Source organism: Spirillospora sp. NPDC052242 (genome assembly GCF_040679555.1).
Taxonomy (GTDB): Bacteria; Actinomycetota; Actinomycetes; order Streptosporangiales; family Streptosporangiaceae; genus Spirillospora.
In genome coordinates this window covers 41,525-57,504 of record NZ_JBFAUZ010000047.1, presented here as the reverse complement: position 1 = coordinate 57,504, position 15,980 = coordinate 41,525, and the positions used below count along the sequence as shown (strand labels likewise).

General features: G+C 75.7%; 16 protein-coding genes. 13 read left to right on the top strand and 3 right to left on the bottom strand.

Annotation, left to right across the window (positions count from 1 at the left end):
- Positions 1–169 precede the first annotated feature (169 nt).
- Positions 170–1,363 (top strand): acyl-CoA dehydrogenase family protein, encoded by a 1,194-nt coding sequence (locus AB0L25_RS31630; protein WP_500176402.1) that lies wholly within the window; start codon positions 170–172, stop codon positions 1,361–1,363.
- Positions 1,360–2,445 carry an acyl-CoA dehydrogenase family protein gene (locus AB0L25_RS31625; protein ID WP_500176401.1) on the top strand — a complete coding sequence of 362 codons (1,086 nt, stop codon included), beginning with the start codon at positions 1,360–1,362 and terminating at the stop codon, positions 2,443–2,445. Before AB0L25_RS31630 ends, AB0L25_RS31625 begins: the two co-directional genes overlap by 4 nt.
- Positions 2,446–2,499: 54 nt before the next feature.
- Here AB0L25_RS31625 and AB0L25_RS31620 read toward each other — a convergent pair whose 3' ends face one another.
- Complete coding sequence (locus AB0L25_RS31620) at positions 2,500–3,057, bottom strand: universal stress protein (RefSeq protein ID WP_500176400.1); 558 nt, start codon at positions 3,055–3,057, stop codon at positions 2,500–2,502.
- Positions 3,058–3,227: 170 nt separating this feature from the next.
- Here AB0L25_RS31620 and AB0L25_RS31615 point away from each other — a divergent pair, with 170 nt between their 5' ends.
- From AB0L25_RS31615 to AB0L25_RS31565, 11 genes are all read left to right on the top strand, one after another.
- Positions 3,228–3,794, top strand: a complete 567-nt coding sequence (locus AB0L25_RS31615; protein ID WP_500176399.1) for an XdhC family protein — start codon at positions 3,228–3,230, stop codon at positions 3,792–3,794.
- 160 nt (positions 3,795–3,954) lie between these two features.
- A complete protein-coding gene (locus AB0L25_RS31610) occupies positions 3,955–4,992 on the top strand; it encodes a sigma-70 family RNA polymerase sigma factor (protein ID WP_500176398.1) in 1,038 nt (345 codons plus the stop codon).
- 123 nt (positions 4,993–5,115) lie between these two features.
- Complete coding sequence (locus AB0L25_RS31605) at positions 5,116–5,895, top strand: CoA transferase subunit A (RefSeq protein ID WP_500176397.1); 780 nt, start codon at positions 5,116–5,118, stop codon at positions 5,893–5,895.
- Positions 5,895–6,551 carry a CoA transferase subunit B gene (locus AB0L25_RS31600; RefSeq protein ID WP_500176396.1) on the top strand — a complete coding sequence of 219 codons (657 nt, stop codon included), beginning with the start codon at positions 5,895–5,897 and terminating at the stop codon, positions 6,549–6,551. The genes AB0L25_RS31605 and AB0L25_RS31600 overlap by 1 nt, the downstream gene beginning before the upstream one ends.
- Complete coding sequence (gene pcaH / locus AB0L25_RS31595) at positions 6,548–7,213, top strand: protocatechuate 3,4-dioxygenase subunit beta (protein WP_500176394.1); 666 nt, start codon at positions 6,548–6,550, stop codon at positions 7,211–7,213. The genes AB0L25_RS31600 and pcaH overlap by 4 nt, the downstream gene beginning before the upstream one ends.
- Positions 7,213–7,779: a protocatechuate 3,4-dioxygenase subunit alpha gene (gene pcaG, locus AB0L25_RS31590; protein WP_500176393.1), complete on the top strand. Its 567-nt coding sequence runs from the start codon at positions 7,213–7,215 to the stop codon at positions 7,777–7,779. The genes pcaH and pcaG overlap by 1 nt, the downstream gene beginning before the upstream one ends.
- Entirely contained in the window at positions 7,769–8,974 is a 1,206-nt protein-coding gene (gene pcaB / locus AB0L25_RS31585) for a 3-carboxy-cis,cis-muconate cycloisomerase (protein WP_500176392.1), read from the top strand. Before pcaG ends, pcaB begins: the two co-directional genes overlap by 11 nt.
- A complete protein-coding gene (gene pcaD / locus AB0L25_RS31580; protein ID WP_500176391.1) occupies positions 8,971–9,762 on the top strand; it encodes a 3-oxoadipate enol-lactonase in 792 nt (263 codons plus the stop codon). The genes pcaB and pcaD overlap by 4 nt, the downstream gene beginning before the upstream one ends.
- Entirely contained in the window at positions 9,759–10,160 is a 402-nt protein-coding gene (pcaC, locus tag AB0L25_RS31575) for a 4-carboxymuconolactone decarboxylase (protein WP_500176390.1), read from the top strand. The genes pcaD and pcaC overlap by 4 nt, the downstream gene beginning before the upstream one ends.
- 13 nt (positions 10,161–10,173) lie before the next feature.
- Positions 10,174–11,034, top strand: a complete 861-nt coding sequence (locus AB0L25_RS31570) for an IclR family transcriptional regulator (protein ID WP_500176389.1) — start codon at positions 10,174–10,176, stop codon at positions 11,032–11,034.
- Positions 11,035–11,100: 66 nt separating this feature from the next.
- Positions 11,101–12,261, top strand: coding sequence for a 4-hydroxybenzoate 3-monooxygenase (locus tag AB0L25_RS31565; RefSeq protein WP_500176419.1), 1,161 nt, complete (start codon positions 11,101–11,103; stop codon positions 12,259–12,261).
- A gap of 43 nt (positions 12,262–12,304) precedes the next feature.
- Here the strand turns inward: AB0L25_RS31565 and cphA are convergent, their stop codons facing one another.
- Positions 12,305–15,094 carry a cyanophycin synthetase gene (gene cphA / locus AB0L25_RS31560; protein ID WP_500176388.1) on the bottom strand — a complete coding sequence of 930 codons (2,790 nt, stop codon included), beginning with the start codon at positions 15,092–15,094 and terminating at the stop codon, positions 12,305–12,307.
- A gap of 2 nt (positions 15,095–15,096) precedes the next feature.
- The gene (locus AB0L25_RS31555; RefSeq protein WP_500176387.1) at positions 15,097–15,924 is read right to left on the bottom strand and encodes a cyanophycinase; all 828 of its coding nucleotides are present in this window, start codon (positions 15,922–15,924) and stop codon (positions 15,097–15,099) included.
- Positions 15,925–15,980: the final 56 nt, after the last annotated feature.

Sequence of the window (15,980 nt, the reverse complement as noted above, 5' to 3'; positions counted from 1 at the left end):
GCCCGGCAAGGCGCACCGCCGCGTGTCCGGACGCGCGTCCCTGGTTGACGGCCGTGCGCGGGGGTTTCTAGGGTGGAGCTGCCATACCGACCGGTTGGTATGTCCGCTGGCGACGCCGCGCCGCCCGACACCGCGCGGCGCCGCCCGACAACGCGCGGAGGTCCGCCCTGTGAGCACAGCACCGCCCGACGCCGACGAGCTGGGCAGGAGGGTCGACGCCTTCCTCGCCGAGCACGACCCCGCGGCCACCGAGCCGCCCGAGTTCCTCCGGGCCCGCTACGACGCCGGCCTGGCGTGGGTCCACTACCCGGAGGGGCACGGCGGGCTCGGCGCCCCCCGGGCCCTGCAGCCCGCCGTGGACCGGCGGTTCCGCGAGGCGGGCGCCCCCACCAACCAGCCCGAGCGCAACGGCATCGGCCTCGGCATGGCGGCCCCCACGATCCTCGCGTTCGGCACCGAGGAGCAGAAGCGCCGCTTCCTGCGCCCCCTCTGGACGGGCGAGGAGATCTGGTGCCAGCTGTTCAGCGAGCCCGGCGCCGGCTCCGACCTCGCCGCGCTCGGCACCCGCGCCGTCCGCGACGGCGACCACTGGATCGTCAACGGCCAGAAGGTCTGGACGTCCATGGCGCACGAGGCGCGCTGGGCGATCCTCGTCACCCGCACCGACCCGGACGTCCCCAAGCACCGCGGCATGACGTACTTCGTGTGCGACATGACCGCGCCCGGCGTCGAGGTCCGGCCGCTGCGGCAGATCACCGGCGAGGCCGAGTTCAACGAGGTCTTCCTCACCGACGTCCGGATCCCCGACGAGCACCGCCTCGGCGAGATCGGGGACGGCTGGCGCGTCTCGACGACCACCCTCATGAACGAGCGGGTCGCGATCGGCGGCGCCGCCGCGCCCCGCGAGGGCGGCATGATCGGCGTCGTCGCGAAGCTCTGGCGGGAGCGCCCCGAGCTGCGCACCGCCGGGCTGCACGACGCCCTGCTGCGGCTGTGGGTGGAGTCCGAGGCCGCCCGCCTCACCGGCGAGCGGCTCCGCCAGCAGCTCGCGGTCGGCAAGCCCGGCCCCGAGGGCTCGGCCGCCAAGCTCGCCTTCGCCGACATCAACCAGCGCACGTCCGGGCTCGAGCTGGAACTGCTCGGCGCCGACGGCCTGCGCTACGACGACTGGACGATGCGCCGCCCGTCCGAGGTCGACTTCACCCGCCGCTCGCCCGGCTACCGGTACCTGCGCGCCAAGGGCAACTCCATCGAGGGCGGCACCTCGGAGATCCTGCGCAACATCATCGCCGAACGCGTCCTCGGCCTGCCCGGCGAGATCCGGGTCGACAAGGACGTGCCGTGGAAGGACCTGCCGAAGTGACCGACCTCCTCTACACCGAGATCGAGAGCGACCTGCGCGCGAGCGTCCGCGAGGTCCTCGAGGACAAGGCCCCCTGGACGGCCGTGCTCGCCGGCACCGAGAAGGACGAGCCGCACGACGCGGCCCTGTGGACGGCGGTCGCCGCGCGGCTCGGCTGCGCCGGGCTGCCCGTCCCCGAGGACCTCGGCGGCGCGGGCGCGAGCTGGCGGGAGACCGCCGTGGTGATGGAGGAGCTGGGCCGCGCCGCCGCGCCCGTCCCGTTCCTCACCAGCTCCGTCATCGCGACCGCGGCGCTGCTCGCCGCGGGCGAGCGGGACCTCCTCGGCCGGCTCGCCGCCGGGGAGACGATCGCCGTCCTCGCCGTCCCGTTCGCCACCGCGCCCGGCGCCGACCCGGCGGCCGGCCCGGGCGCCCCGGCCGTGTCCGACGGGGCGCTCACCGGCGAGGTCGCGGGCGTCGCCGACGGCATGGCCGCCGACGTGTTCCTCGTCCCGGCCGGCGGCGGGCTGTACGCGGTGGACGCCGCCCACGCGCGCCGCACCGCCGTGACGTCACTGGACATGACCCGCCGCCTCGCCGACGTCGCCTTCGCCGGCGCCCCGGCCCGGCAGGTCGCCGAGGGGCCGGACGCGGTCCGCGCCGCGCTGCTGACCGGCGCCGCGCTGCTCGCCTCCGAGCAGCTCGGCATCGCCGAACGCTGCCTGGACGACACCGTCGCCTACGTCAAGACCCGCTACCAGTTCGGCCGGCAGATCGGCTCCTACCAGGCCCTCAAGCACCGCCTCGCGGACCTGTGGACGTCGATCACGCAGGCCCGCGCCGCCGCCCGCTACGCCGCGTCCTGCGCGGCCGCCGGGGACCCCGACCTGCCGGTCGCCGCCGCCGTCGCGCAGGCGCACTGCTCGGCCGTCGCGGTCAAGGCCGCCGAGGAGTGTGTGCAGATGCACGGCGGCATCGGGTTCACGTGGGAGCACTCGGCGCACCTGTACCTGAAGCGGGCCAAGGCCGACTCGATCGCGCTCGGGTCGCCCGACCGGCACCGCGCCGCGCTCGCCGTGCTGGCGGACCTGCCGTCCGCCTGACGCCCGGCCCGCCGTCCGCGCGACGGGCCACCGGTGGGACCGGCCGAGCCGGTCCTACCGGTCGAGCCCGAGGCGGCGGCCCAGCCGCCGGAACCGGGACTCGTCCGGGACGTGCTCCGGGCTCGCGTCCCCGGCCGCGAGCCGCTCGAGCAGCGAGTCGAACGCGGGCGGGCCGACGCACACCAGCGTCGCCCGGGAGCGGCGGGCGCAGTGCAGCCGCACCGAGGGGCGCACCAGCCGCGACAGCAGTCCCCGGCGGCCGTGCCCGACGACGAGGATGTCGTCCTCGCCCGCGAGCCGCACCAGGGTCGCGCCCGGCTCGCCGACCAGCGCCAGCGCCGTCATGTCCACGCCGTCCGGCGGGCCGTCGCACACGTCCGACAGCAGCCGGGCGATGAGATCCGCGCCGGAGCCGCGCAGCGCGTCGGTGACGCCGCAGCCGAGCTGCCCGGCCGCCGACACGTGCGGGGGGAGCGGGGCGGCGTGCGCCACCAGCAGGGGGAGCCGCCGCAGCCGCGCCTCGCCGATCGCCCAGGAGAGCGCACAGCGCGCGCCGGCGGAGTCGTCGACCCCCACCACGACACGGGGGCCGCCCTCCGGCCTCACGATCACGATCCCTCCTGAAGCCTGCGGGGTGAGGTGGTTCACCTTACATTGAAGGAATACCCGCCTCCGGGGAAGTGTTTCGCCTCGGTCCGCACCCGGTTCTCGGCGAATTCACCGTTCGCGGCGGCGGAGCGCGTCCGCTGGACCACCGGACGGCGGCCCGGCAGACTTCGGCCATGGGCACACCCACGCCGGCCGGTCCCGGCGCCTTCGGCGAGCGCACGACCGGCGAGCACGCGACCGGCGGATACGGCGGCGCGGACGACGGCACCGCGTGCGCCGTCGCGCACGGCGACGTCCGTCCCGAGACCGGCGACCGCACGCTCGTCGCCGTCTTCGCCACCCCGGTCGCCGAGCACCTGCTGAAGTACGGCGCCGACCTCGGGTACCGCACCTTCCTCGTGGACCCCGACGAGGGACGGGACGGCTCGGCCGCGCTCCCGCCGCTGGACGCCTCGGCCGACGTCGTCGTCACCGACCACCACCGCCCCGAGCTCGGGCGCGTGCTGGCCGCCGTGCTCACCCAGCCCGTCCGCTGGGTCGGCGTGATGGGCAACCCGCGCCACCCCGCCCCGCACATCCCGGCGCTCACCGAACTCGGCGTCCCGTCCGGCGACATCGCCCGGGTGCACCGGCCCATCGGCCTCAACATCGGGTCCCGGACGCCCGCCGAGATCGCCGTCGCGACCCTCGCCGGGCTGATCGCCGACCGCAACGGGCGCCCCGGCGGCTTCGAGTTCTGACCCGTCCACTGACCCGTCCACCGGCGACGCCGCAGGTCAACCGCGTAGGATGGGGCGGCGCACGGGTTCTGTCGGTGGGGCGGTCTACGGTCGGGACGAACGGGCGGCCGCCGGCCCGCGCCGCCGCGAGGTAAACCGCCGAGCGAAGGTGACGACGACCATGCCAGCCGACCGCACGCAACAGAAGAACGCCGCCGCGACCGTCGACGACCGCGATCCCGCGGGCGACCGTCCCGTCGCGGACGACCGCGCGTTCCTCGACCAGGCCGACCCGTACCGGCGCGAGCTGCTCGCGCACTGCTACCGGATGCTCGGGTCCATCCACGACGCCGAGGACCTCGTGCAGGAGACCTACCTGCGGGCCTGGAAGTCCTACGAGCGCTTCGAGGGCCGGTCCTCGCTGCGGACGTGGCTGTACCGCATCGCCACGAACGCCTGCCTCACCGCGATCGACCAGCGCGGCAACCGGCCCATGCCGTCCGGGCTGGGCGCCCCGAGCGACGAGCCCGAACGGCCCGTCGTCGCGTCCCCCGAGGTGCCGTGGCTCGAACCGGCCCCCGACGCCGTCGTCGCCGCGGACGCCGCCGACCCGGCCGCCATCGTCGCCGCCCGCGAGAGCACCCGGCTCGCGTTCGTCGCGGCGCTGCAGCACCTGCCCGCCAAGCAGCGGGTCGTGCTGATCCTGCGGGACGTGCTGAAGTGGCGGGCCGCCGAGGTCGCCGAGCTGCTCGGCACCAGCACCGCCGCCGTCAACAGCGCCCTGCAGCGGGCCCGGGAACGCCTGGAACAGGACGGTCCCGCCCGCGACGAGCTCGTCGAGCCCACCGACCCGTCCGTCCGGGACCTGCTCGACCGCTACGCCAAGGCGTTCGAGGACGCCGACATCACCGCCCTCCTCGAACTGTTCAAGCAGGACGCCGTCTGGGAGATGCCGCCGTTCCCCGAGTGGTTCGTCGGCGCCGAGACCATCGTGCGGCTCATCGTCGCCCAGTGCGCCCCCGAGCCCGGGGAGCTGCGCATGGTCCCCGCCGCCGCGAACGGCCAGCCCGCGTTCGGCCTCTACCGGCGGGACGAGGAGGGCGTGCACCGGCCGTACCAGCTGCAGGTCCTCGCGATCACCTCCGCGGGGGTCGCGCAGGTCTCCGCGTTCTTCGACACGTCCCTGTTCCCGCTGTTCGGCCTTCCGCAAAGCGCCTGACCGGAGGGTTGATTTTCCGTTCAGCGGAAAATGATGTTCACGGCCTCCGCCGCCGGCTGCCACTGTGGTGACCGGCGGCTCCGGCGGCATGACCGGGCGCCGCCGGAGCGGAATGGGAGGCACATGGACAAGGTCGTGCCCTCGGCGGCCGACGCGGTCGCCGGCATCGACGACGGGGCCTCGCTGGCCGTCGGCGGATTCGGGCTGTGCGGGGTGCCCGCGGTCCTGATCTCCGCGCTGCACGAGCGGGGCGCCGGGAACCTGACGGTCGTGTCGAACAACTGCGGGCTGGACGGCCGGGGCCTCGGGCAGCTCCTCGCGGCCGGGCGGATCGTGCGGGCGATGGGCTCCTACGTCGGGGAGAACAAGGAGTTCGCCCGCCAGTACCTCGCCGGCGAGATCGAGGTCGAGCTGATGCCGCAGGGCACGCTCGCCGAACGGCTCCGCGCGGGCGGCTCGGGCATCCCCGCGTTCTACACCCCCGCGGGGGTCGGCACGATGGTCGCCGAGGGCGGCATGCCGTGGCGGTACGCGCCGGACGGCACCGTCGCGATCGCGTCGCCGCCCAAGGAGGTCCGCGAGTTCGGCGGCCGCCGGTACGTGCTCGAGGAGAGCATCACCACCGACTTCGCGCTGGTGCGCGCCGCCGTCGGCGACCGGCACGGCAACCTGGTGTTCGACAAGGCCGCCCGGAACTTCAACCCGCTCGCCGCGATGGCCGGGCGGATCACGATCGCGGAGGTCGAGCGGCTCGTCGAACCCGGCGAGCTCGACCCCGACGCCGTCCACCTGCCCGGCGTGTTCGTCCAGCGGGTGCTGGAGCTGACGCCCGCGCAGGCGGCGGACAAGCCCATCGAGAAGCGGACGGTGCGCCCGGCCGCGGAGAACGGGGAGGGCGCCTGATGGCCTGGTCCAGGAACGAGATCGCCGCCCGCGCGGCGGCCGAACTGCCCGACGGCGCGTACGTCAACCTCGGCATCGGCCTGCCCACGCTGATCCCCGGGTACGTTCCCGCGGGCCGGCACGTGACGCTGCACGCCGAGAACGGCGTCCTCGGCGTCGGCCCGTACCCCGCCGAGGACGAGGTCGACCCCGACCTGATCAACGCCGGCAAGGAGACGGTCACGGCCCTGCCCGGCGCGGCCTGCTTCGACTCCGCCCTGTCGTTCGGCATGATCCGCGGCGGCCACATCGACATCGCCGTGCTGGGCGCCATGCAGGTCTCCGCCCGCGGCGACCTCGCCAACTGGTCCGTCCCCGGCAAAATGATCAAGGGCATGGGCGGGGCCATGGACCTCGTGCACGGCGCCCGCAAGGTGATCGTCGTGATGAGCCACACCACCCGCGACGGCGAACCCAAGATCGTCGAGGAGTGCGCGCTGCCGCTGACCGGCGCCGGCTGCGTCGACCGGATCATCACCGACCTCGGCGTCGTCGACGTCACCCCGGACGGCCTGACGCTCGTCGAGACGGCGCCCGGCGTCACCGCCGACGAGATCCGCGCCGCGACCGGACCGCGGCTCCTCGAGCCCGCCGCAGCAGAAGGGACCCCGGCATGAGCCACCCCCCGTACCTCCACCCCGGGTACAAGAGCACCGTCCTGCGCGCCCCCGGGCGCGAGCTCGTGATGCCCAAGCTCGGCCCCGACAGCGTCGAGCTGACCTCGCCCGTCTTCGGGCACCAGGAGCTCGGCCGCCTCGACTGGGACCTCACCAGGCAGCACCCGGGCGAGCCGCTCGGCGAGCGCATCATCGTCACCGGCCGGCTGCTGGACACCGCCGGACGCCCGATCCGCGGCGCCCTCGTCGAGGTCTGGCAGGCCAACGCGGCCGGACGGTACCTGCACGCCGGCGACCAGCACCCCGCGCCGCTCGACCCCAACTTCACCGGGGCGGGCCGCTGCCTCACCGACGACGACGGCCGCTACCGGTTCGTCACGATCAAGCCGGGCGCCTACCCGTGGCGCAACCACCACAACGCGTGGCGGCCCGCGCACATCCACTTCTCGGTGTTCGGCACGGCGTTCACCCAGCGCCTGGTCACCCAGATGTACTTCCCGGGCGACCCGCTGTTCCCCTTCGACCCGATCTTCCAGTCGATCCCCGACGAGCGGGACCGGGAGAACCTGATCGCCCGCTTCGACATGGACACCACCGAGCCGGAGTGGGCACTGGGCTACCAGTGGGACATCGTGCTCGGCGACACCCCGATGGAGGACTGATGACCGAGTCGACTCCGCTCCGCCCGTCCCCGGTCACCCCGTCGCAGACGGTCGGCCCGTTCTTCGGGTACGCGCTGCCCTACGAGGAGGGCCCCCGCGTCGTCCCCGACTGGCGGCCGGACGCCGTCCGGGTCCGCGGCACCGTGTACGACGGGGCCGGCGAGCCGATCCCGGACGCGCTCGTCGAGATCTGGCAGGCGGACGAGAACGGCGTGATCCCGACCCGGCCCGGCGGCCGGGTCCGCGACGGCCACGACTTCTCCGGCTTCGGCCGGTGCGCCACCGACCCCGCGGGCCGCTACTGGTTCAGCACCGTCAAGCCCGGCGCCGTCGGCGGCGACGCCCCCTACATCGCCGTGCTGGTGTTCGCGCGGGGCCTGCTCAAGCCGGTGTTCACCCGCCTGTACTTCCCCGAGGACGAGGCCGCGCACGCGTCCGACCCGCTGCTCTGCGACGTCCCGGACGAGCGCCGCGGCACGCTGATCGCCGAGCGGACGGCCGAACGCGAGTACCGGTTCGACGTCCGCATGCAGGGCGACGGGGAGACGGTCTTCCTTGCCTTCTGACCACCGGCCGGACCCGGGGACGGCGCCCGGCATCGTGTCGCCCGATGCGGGGCTGCTGTCCCCGGTCCGCGCCGCCACCCGGACCGAGGCCGCCACCGGCGACCACGCCTACCTGGCGGCCATGCTGGACGCCGAGGCCGCGCTCGCCCGCGCGCAGGCGGGCCTCGGGATCGTCCCGGCGGCCGCGGCCGCGGCGGGCGCCGCGGCCGCCGACCCGGCCCGGTTCGATCTCGCCGGCATCGCCCGCCGCGCGCGCGGCGCCGGCAACCCGGTCGTCCCGCTGGTCGCCGACCTGCGCGCCCTCGCCGGGGCCGCGGGCGCGCACGTCCACCGGGGCGCCACCAGCCAGGACATCGTCGACACCGGCGCGATGCTCGTCGCGTCCCGCGCCCGCCGCGTGATCCTCGCGGCGCTCGACGACGCCCTCGCCGCCCTGGCGGACCTCGCCGGGCGGCACCGCGACACCCCGATGGCCGCCCGCACCCTCGGCCGGCACGCGCTGCCGACCACGTTCGGCGCGAAGGCCGCGAACTGGCTGCTGGGCTGCCTGGAGGCCCGCGAGCGGCTCGCCGCGGCGGCGCTGCCCGTCCAGCTCGGCGGCGCCGCCGGGACGCTCGACGCGTTCGGCGACCGCGGCGACGAGCTCGTGGCCGCGTTCGCCGCCGAGACCGGCCTCGACCGGCCGGTCCTGCCCTGGCACACCCGCCGCACCCCGGTCGCGGACCTCGGCGCCGCGCTCGCGGTCACCGCCGGGGCCCTCGGCAAGATCGCCACCGACGTGTGGCTGCTCGCGCAGAGCGAGGTCGACGAGGCGGCCGAGGCCGCCGGACCCGGCCGCGGCGGCTCGTCGGCGATGCCGCACAAGCGCAACCCCGCCCTGTCCACGCTGATCCGGTCGGCGGCGCTGCAGGTCCCCGCGCACGTCCAGATCCTGCACGCGGCGCAGGCCGCGCCGCACGAGCGTCCGGCGGGGGAGTGGCACGCCGAGTGGCAGCCGCTGCGCGAGGCGCTGCGGCTCACCGGCGGCGCCGCCGAGACCGCCGCCGAGCTGCTCGGCGGCCTCGAGGTCGCGCCGGAGCGGATGCGCGCCGACCTCGACGCCCTCCTGGCGGTCCTCGGTCGTGACCCCGGGCCCGGCGCCGCCCCCGCCCTCGTCGACCGGGCCCTCGACGCGTACCGCAGGAGCCGCGCATGACGCCCACCGACCCCGCCCCGTACGTCCCGCACCACCGCGTGGAGGGGCCGCCCGGCGCGCCCGTCCTCGTCCTCGGGCCGTCGCTCGGCACCACCATGGACCTGTGGCAGCCGCAGCTGCCCGAACTGACCCGGTCCTGGCGGGTGCTGCGCTACGACCTGCCGGGCCACGGCGGCTCGCCCGTGCCCGCCGGGCCGTTCACCGTCGCCGACCTCGCCGACGGCGTCGCCGCCCTGCTCGACCGGATCGGCGCCGCCGAGGCCGCCTACGCCGGGGTGTCGCTCGGCGGCGCCGTCGGCACGACGCTCGCGCTGCGCGCCCCCGGACGGGTCGCCAGCCTCGTCCTCGTCTGCACCTCCCCGCGGTTCGGCGACCCGGGCCCCTGGCGGGACCGCGCCGCGCTCGTCCGCCGCGACGGGGTCGAGCCGATCGCGCGGACGGCGGCGGACCGCTGGTTCACCCCGTCGTTCACCGGCGCGGAGCCGTACGTGGCGATGCTGCGCGGCACCGACCCCGAGGGGTACGCGGGCTGCTGCGACGCCCTCGCGGAGTTCGACGTCACGGCGCGGCTGCCGGAGGTGTCCGCGCCCACCCTGGTGATCGCCGGGGCGCAGGACGGGCCGACGCCGCCCGCCGGGCACGCCGACCGGCTCGCCGAGGGCATCCCGGACGCCGGGCTGGTCGTCGTCGAGGGCGCCGCGCACCTCGCCGGGGCCGAACGGCCGGGTCCGGTCACCGAGGCGATCACCGCGCATCTGGACCGCACGTGGAAGGGACTGGGACGATGAGCGACTCCATGACCGGGGCGACGAACGACGCGGAACGGCGCGCGGACGGCATGCGGGTGCGCCGCGCGGTGCTCGGCGACGCCCACGTGGACCGCGCCGAGGCCCGCAAGGACGGCTTCACCGCCGACTTCCAGGACATGATCACCCGCTACGCGTGGGGCGAGATCTGGACCCGGCCGGGCCTGGACCGCAAGACCCGCAGCTGCATCACCCTCACCGCCCTGGTCGCGCACGGGCACCTGGACGAGCTGGCGATGCACGTGCGGGCCGCGCTGCGCAACGGGCTCACCCCGGACGAGATCAAGGAGGTGCTCCTGCAGACCGCGATCTACTGCGGGGTGCCCGCCGCGAACTCGGCGTTCGCGGTCGCCCAGCGGGTACTGGCCGAGCAGGAGTGACGGGAGTGACCGGATGACCGGGGCGACCGGCCGCGGCGGACCGATCCGGGCGGTCGGCGGGAAGGGCGGGGGCATGGCCGAGGGGGCGCGCCCGGTGAGCGTGGCCGGCAAGGTGATGGCCATCCTCAACGCGTTCGCCCAGGGCGAGGTCCGCCTCAACCTCACCGAGATCTGCCGCCGCGCCGGGCTGCCCCCGGCGACCGGCCACCGCCTCGTCGGCGAGCTGGTCGCGGGCGGGTTCCTGGAGCGGGTGCCGGACGGCACGTACCGCATCGGCACCCGGCTGTGGCGGATCGGCAGCCAGGCGCCCGCCGTGACCGGCCTGCGCGAGCTGGCGCTGCCGCACATGGAGGACCTGTACGAGGCCACCCACGACAACGTGCAGCTCGCCGTGCTGCGCGACGATCACGTGCTGGTCGTCGAACGGCTGCGCGGCACCCGGTCGGTGCCCGTCCTCACGCAGGTCGGCGCGTCCCTGCCGCTGCACACCACCGGGGTCGGGAAGGTGCTGCTGGCGTTCGCGCCGCCGGAGGTGCGGGAGGCGGTGCTGGCCGCGCCGCTGTCGCGCCGCACGGCCCGCTCCATCACCGACCCCGAGGAGCTGCGGCGCTGCATCGAGCAGGTCCGCCGCTCCGGCTACGCGCTGACCCGCGACGAGATGACGCTCGGCGCGTCCTCCGTCGGCGCGCCCGTGCGGGACGCGTCCGGGCAGGTCGTCGCGGCGCTGTCGCTGGTGTCGCGGACCCGCAGCGCGGACCTGCGGCGGCTGCTGCCGCCGCTCACCACGGCGGCGCGCGCCCTTTCGCGGGACGTCGCCGTCCACTGGCGCGGGCACCCCGAGTCGTTCTCCGCCGAGCGGAAGACCGGCGCCTGAGCCGCCCCCTCGCGCCCGCCGGCACGGCGGGGGCTCCATTGAACGCACGTACGAACAGGAGACATGATGCGCACCCAGGTCGCGATCATCGGCGGAGGGCCCGCCGGGCTGCTGCTGTCCCATCTGCTCCACCTGCAGGGGATCGACTCGGTGGTCCTGGAGAGCCGTGATCGCGGCTACGTGGAGCGGCGGCAGCGCGCCGGGATGCTGGAGCAGGGCACGACGGACGTGCTGCGCGAGACCGGAGCCGGGGAGCGGCTCGACCGCGAGGGGCTCGTCCACCACGGGCTGGAGCTGCGGTTCGACGGCGCCGGGCACCGGATCCCGCTCACCGACCTCACCGGCCGCACGGTCACCGTCTACGCGCAGACCGAGATCGTCAAGGACCTCATCGCCAAGCGGCTGGAGGACGGCGGCGACGTCCGGTTCGAGGCGGAGGTCGTGGAGCTGGACGCGTCCGCGCCCGGCGTCACGTTCCGCGGGGCGGACGGCGTCGTCCGCACGCTGGAGTGCGACTACATCGCGGGCTGCGACGGGTTCCACGGCGTCAGCCGCCCGGCCGTCCCGGGCCTGCGGACGTTCTCCCGCGAGTACCCGTTCGCGTGGCTCGGCGTCCTCGCCGACGTCCCGCCGTCCACCGACGAGCTGATCTACGCCAACCACGAGCGCGGGTTCGCGCTGCACAGCCTCCGCTCGCCCAAGGTCAGCCGCCTGTACCTGCAGGTCGCCCCGGACGAGGACATCGCCGCCTGGTCCGACGCCCGGATCTGGGACGAACTCGCGGCGCGGTTCGCCACCGACGACGGCTGGGAACTGCGCGAGGGCCCCATCACCGACAAGTCGATCACGCCGATGCGCAGCTTCGTGGCCGAGCCGATGCGCCACGACCGGCTGTTCCTCGCGGGCGACGCGGCACACATCGTCCCGCCGACCGGCGCGAAGGGCCTCAACCTGGCCGTCTCGGACGTCATCGTGCTGGCGCGCGCGCTCACCGAGCGGTACGCGAACGGCTCCGAGACGCTGCTGGACGGGTACTCCGACGCGTGCCTGCGGCGCGTCTGGCGCGCCGAGCACTTCTCGTACTGGATGACCACCCTGCTGCACGTCGACCCGGCGGCCGACCCGTTCGACCGCCGCCTCCAGCAGTCGCACCTCGCGTACGTGGCGTCCTCCGAGGCCGCGAAGACGTCGCTGGCCGAGAACTACGTCGGCCTGCCCCTCGCCTGACGCGCCCGCCCGGTCCGCGCCGGGGGAGGCCCGGCCCGCGCGGTCAGGCCTCCTCCGGCTCGGCCCCCAGCGTCTCCAGCAGTTCCAGGACCGGCTGCAGCTTCTCGTACAGCAGCAGGACGGGCTCGCCGGGCTCGGCCATGTCGAGCGCCGACGTCAGCGCCCCCTTCAGGTCGCCCGCCGGATGGTGCCGCACGTCCGGGCGGGCCTCCCGCAGCCCCCGGACGATCAGCCGGGTCATCTCGCCGGAGCGGCGGCCCCGCAGGTCCTCGTCCTCGTAGACGACGACGCGCCCGAACGAGCGCCCGAGGATCCGCGCGGTCTCGACGACCAGCTCGTCGGAGCGGTCGCCCGGCAGCGTCACCGCCGCGACGCCCGAACCGGCGCCCGCGGCGATGCCCGAACCGGCGCCCGCGGCGATGCCCGAACCGGCGCCCGCGGCGATGCCCGAACCGGCGCCCGCGGCGATGCCGGGACGGTCCGGCCCGCCCCAGCGCGCCGCCGTGAACGCGCCCATCGCCGCGACGGCCGCCGGGTTGTGCGCGTAGTCCACCAGCACCGGGTTCTCCCCGACCCGGTACACGCAGCCCCGCCCCGGATTGCGGGTGTGCGGCTCGAACGTGCGCAGCGCGCGCGCCACCACGTCCAGCGACACGCCCAGGCCCCGGGCCGCCGCGACGGCCGCCAGCGCGTTCGCCACCACGTGCGCCGCCCGCCCCCCGAACGCCCCGGCGATCTCCTCGACCGGCAGCACCCGGGTGCGGCGGTCGCCGCTCGCCTCCGTCACCCAGCCGTGCTCGACGCAGTACCCGACCCCGCCGGCCCGCAGGTGCGCGGCCAGCACCGGAGCGTCCGGAGCCAGCGCGAAGAACCGCACCGACGGGTCCCGGTCGCGGACCGCCGGCCGCTCCGCCAGCCCGGCCGACGCGGGGTCCTCGGCGTTCAGCACGACCCGGCCGCCGCGCCGCACCTCCTCGGCGACCAGCGCCTTGATGTCCACCAGGTCGTCCAGCGACTCGGTGTCGTCCACCCCGAGATGGTCGCGGGTGATGTTGGTGACGACCGCGACGTCGGCCCGCTCGTAGCCCAGGCCGCGCCGCACGATCCCGCCGCGCGCCGTCTCGAGCACCGCGGCCTCGACCGTCCGGTCGCCGAGGACCATCTCCGCCGACCGGGGGCCCGACGCGTCCGACATGTGCACCAGCCGCCGCCCGACGTACACGCCCTCGGTGCTCGTCATGCCGGTGCGGCGGCCGTCCAGTTCCAGCATGTGCGCGATCATCCGCACCGTCGTGGTCTTGCCGTTGGTGCCCGTCACCGACACGATCGGCACCCGCGACGGCGCGCCGTCCGGGTACAGCAGGTCGATGATGTCGCCCGCGACGTCCCGTCCCTCGCCCTCGCTCGGCGCCAGGTGCATGCGCAGGCCCGGGGCGGCGTTCACCTCCAGGATCCCGGCGGCGCCCGGCTCGGGCGGGAGCGGCGCCGCGATGTCGGGCAGCCGCAGGTCGATGCCGCACACGTCCATCCCGACCGTCCCGGCCGCCCGCACGCACAGCGCGGCCACCTCCGGATGCACGTCCCCGGTCACGTCCCGGCTGGTGCCGCCGGTGGACAGGTTCGCGTTCCGGCGCAGCCACACCGTCTCCCCGGCGGCCGGGATCGCGGCGGGGCCGTGCCCCTGCCGCGCCAGCAGCCCCAGCTCCGCCGGGCCGAGCACCAGCCGGGTCAGCGGCCGGTCGTGGCCCTCGCCGCGCGCCGGGTCGGCGTTGACCCGCTCCACCAGTTCCGCCACGGTCGCGGCGCCGTCGCCGACGACCCGCGCCGCGGTCAGCTCCGCGGCCGCCGCCACCCGGCCGCCCACCACGAGGACCCGGTAGTCGCGGCCCGGGACGTACGACTCGACGATCACCGCGGCCCCGTCGGCGTCGGCGGCCGTGCCCGCACCCGCACCCGTGCCCGCGCCTCCGGCGGCCGCCGCGAACGCCGCGACCACCTCCGGCGGCTCCGTCAGCTCGATGTGGACGCCCTCGCCCTGGTGCCCGGCGACCGGCTTGACGACCACGGGCCCGCCGATCTCCCGCAGCGCCGCGAGCGCCTCCGCGGGGGACGACGCCACCCGCCCGTCCGGCACCGGCAGGCCCGCGTCGGCGAGCAGCCGGTGCGCCAGCCGCTTGTCGCCCGCGACCTCCATACCGATCGCCGACGTCGCGTCCGTCATCGCCGCCCACACCGTCCGGCGGTGCCGCCCGTACCCGAGGCGCAGCAGGTTGAGGTCCCCGACCCGGCGGACCGGGACGCCCCGGCGCCGCGCCGCCGCGGCCAGCGCGGCGGTGCTCACCCCGAGCCGCTCCGCCTCGTGCTCGGCGGCGATCTCCGCGAGCTCGTCCGCCGTGTCCGGCACCCGCCCGGCCAGCGCGCCCTGCACCACCCGCAGCGCGACGCCGACCAGCCGCTCCACGACCCGGCTGTCCGCCGGCTCGTCCCGCGGGCACTCCAGCACCACGTCGTAGCGGCCCGGCGGGCCCGCCAGGACCGTCCGGCCGAAGAACGCGTCCCGGCCGATCAGCCCGGACAGCTCCAGCGCGACGTGCTCGGTGACGTGCCCGAAGTAGGTGCCGCGCGCCATCGCGTCCAGCAGCCCGCCGGGACGGCCCGCCGCGCAGTGGTGCGACGCCAGGCCGGGCAGCGCCTCCACCAGCCGCGCGGCGAACCCCGGATGGTCGGTGGTCTCGTGGCCGGTCAGCCCCTGCAGGTCCAGGTGCGCGATCGCGACCGGACGGGACAGGTAGACGTTCGGGCCGCTCAGGCGGCGCACGTGATCGAGCCGCACGGTCAGTCCCCCTTCGGGCCGCGCATCATGCCGATGGCCGGCAGCCTGTCGTTCATCTGGAAGGTGCACCCCGCCGGGAGGAGGTGCAGCGAGACGTCGAGCATCGCCATCGGCTCGTCGTCGGACGCGGCGTAGGCGACCGTGCACTGGCTCGCGTCCACGACCGTCACCACGCCCGTCCCCACCACCGTGAACTGGCCGTCGCCCACGCAGATCGCGGTGTCCTCGTCGATGCCGACGCCCAGCAGCCGCGTCTCCAGCGCTATCCCGCTCAGCAGCCGCGGCAGCCGGCCCCGCTCGTTGAAGTGCATGTCGATCAGGACGTTGTCCAGCAGCGACAGGCCCGGACCCACCTTGACGCTCGACGCCGCGACCTCGTGGCCGCCGCCGCCGAGGATCATCCAGTGCCCCATCGCGGTCGCGCCCGCGCTCGTCCCGGCGATGACCAGGCCCTCCTGCTCGAGCCGCCGCTTGAGCAGCTCGTTCGTCCGCGACCCCACCAGCGTCCGCAGCCGCGACTGGTCCCCGCCGCTGAACAGCACGCCGGTCGCGGTCTCGAGGGCCCGCAGCGTCGCCGGATCGTCCGCCGCCCGCCGGCCCAGCAGCCGCAGCTCCCGCACCGACGGCACCCCGAGCCGCCCGAACACCGCCGTGTACTCCTCGGCGACCTCGTCCGGGACCTCCGTCGCCGTCGTGATCACCACGATCCGCGCGTCCTCGCCGCCCGCCAGCTCCGCGAACGTCTCGAGCGGCCCGGCCCCGCACGTCCGGTTCTCGGCCCCACCGATGATCAGCAACCGGCCCTTGCGTCCGGCATCCGTCTCGTTCACACCAGCCAACTACCCCCCATCACACTGGGTAGTCCATCGGGCGCGTCATGTCATAT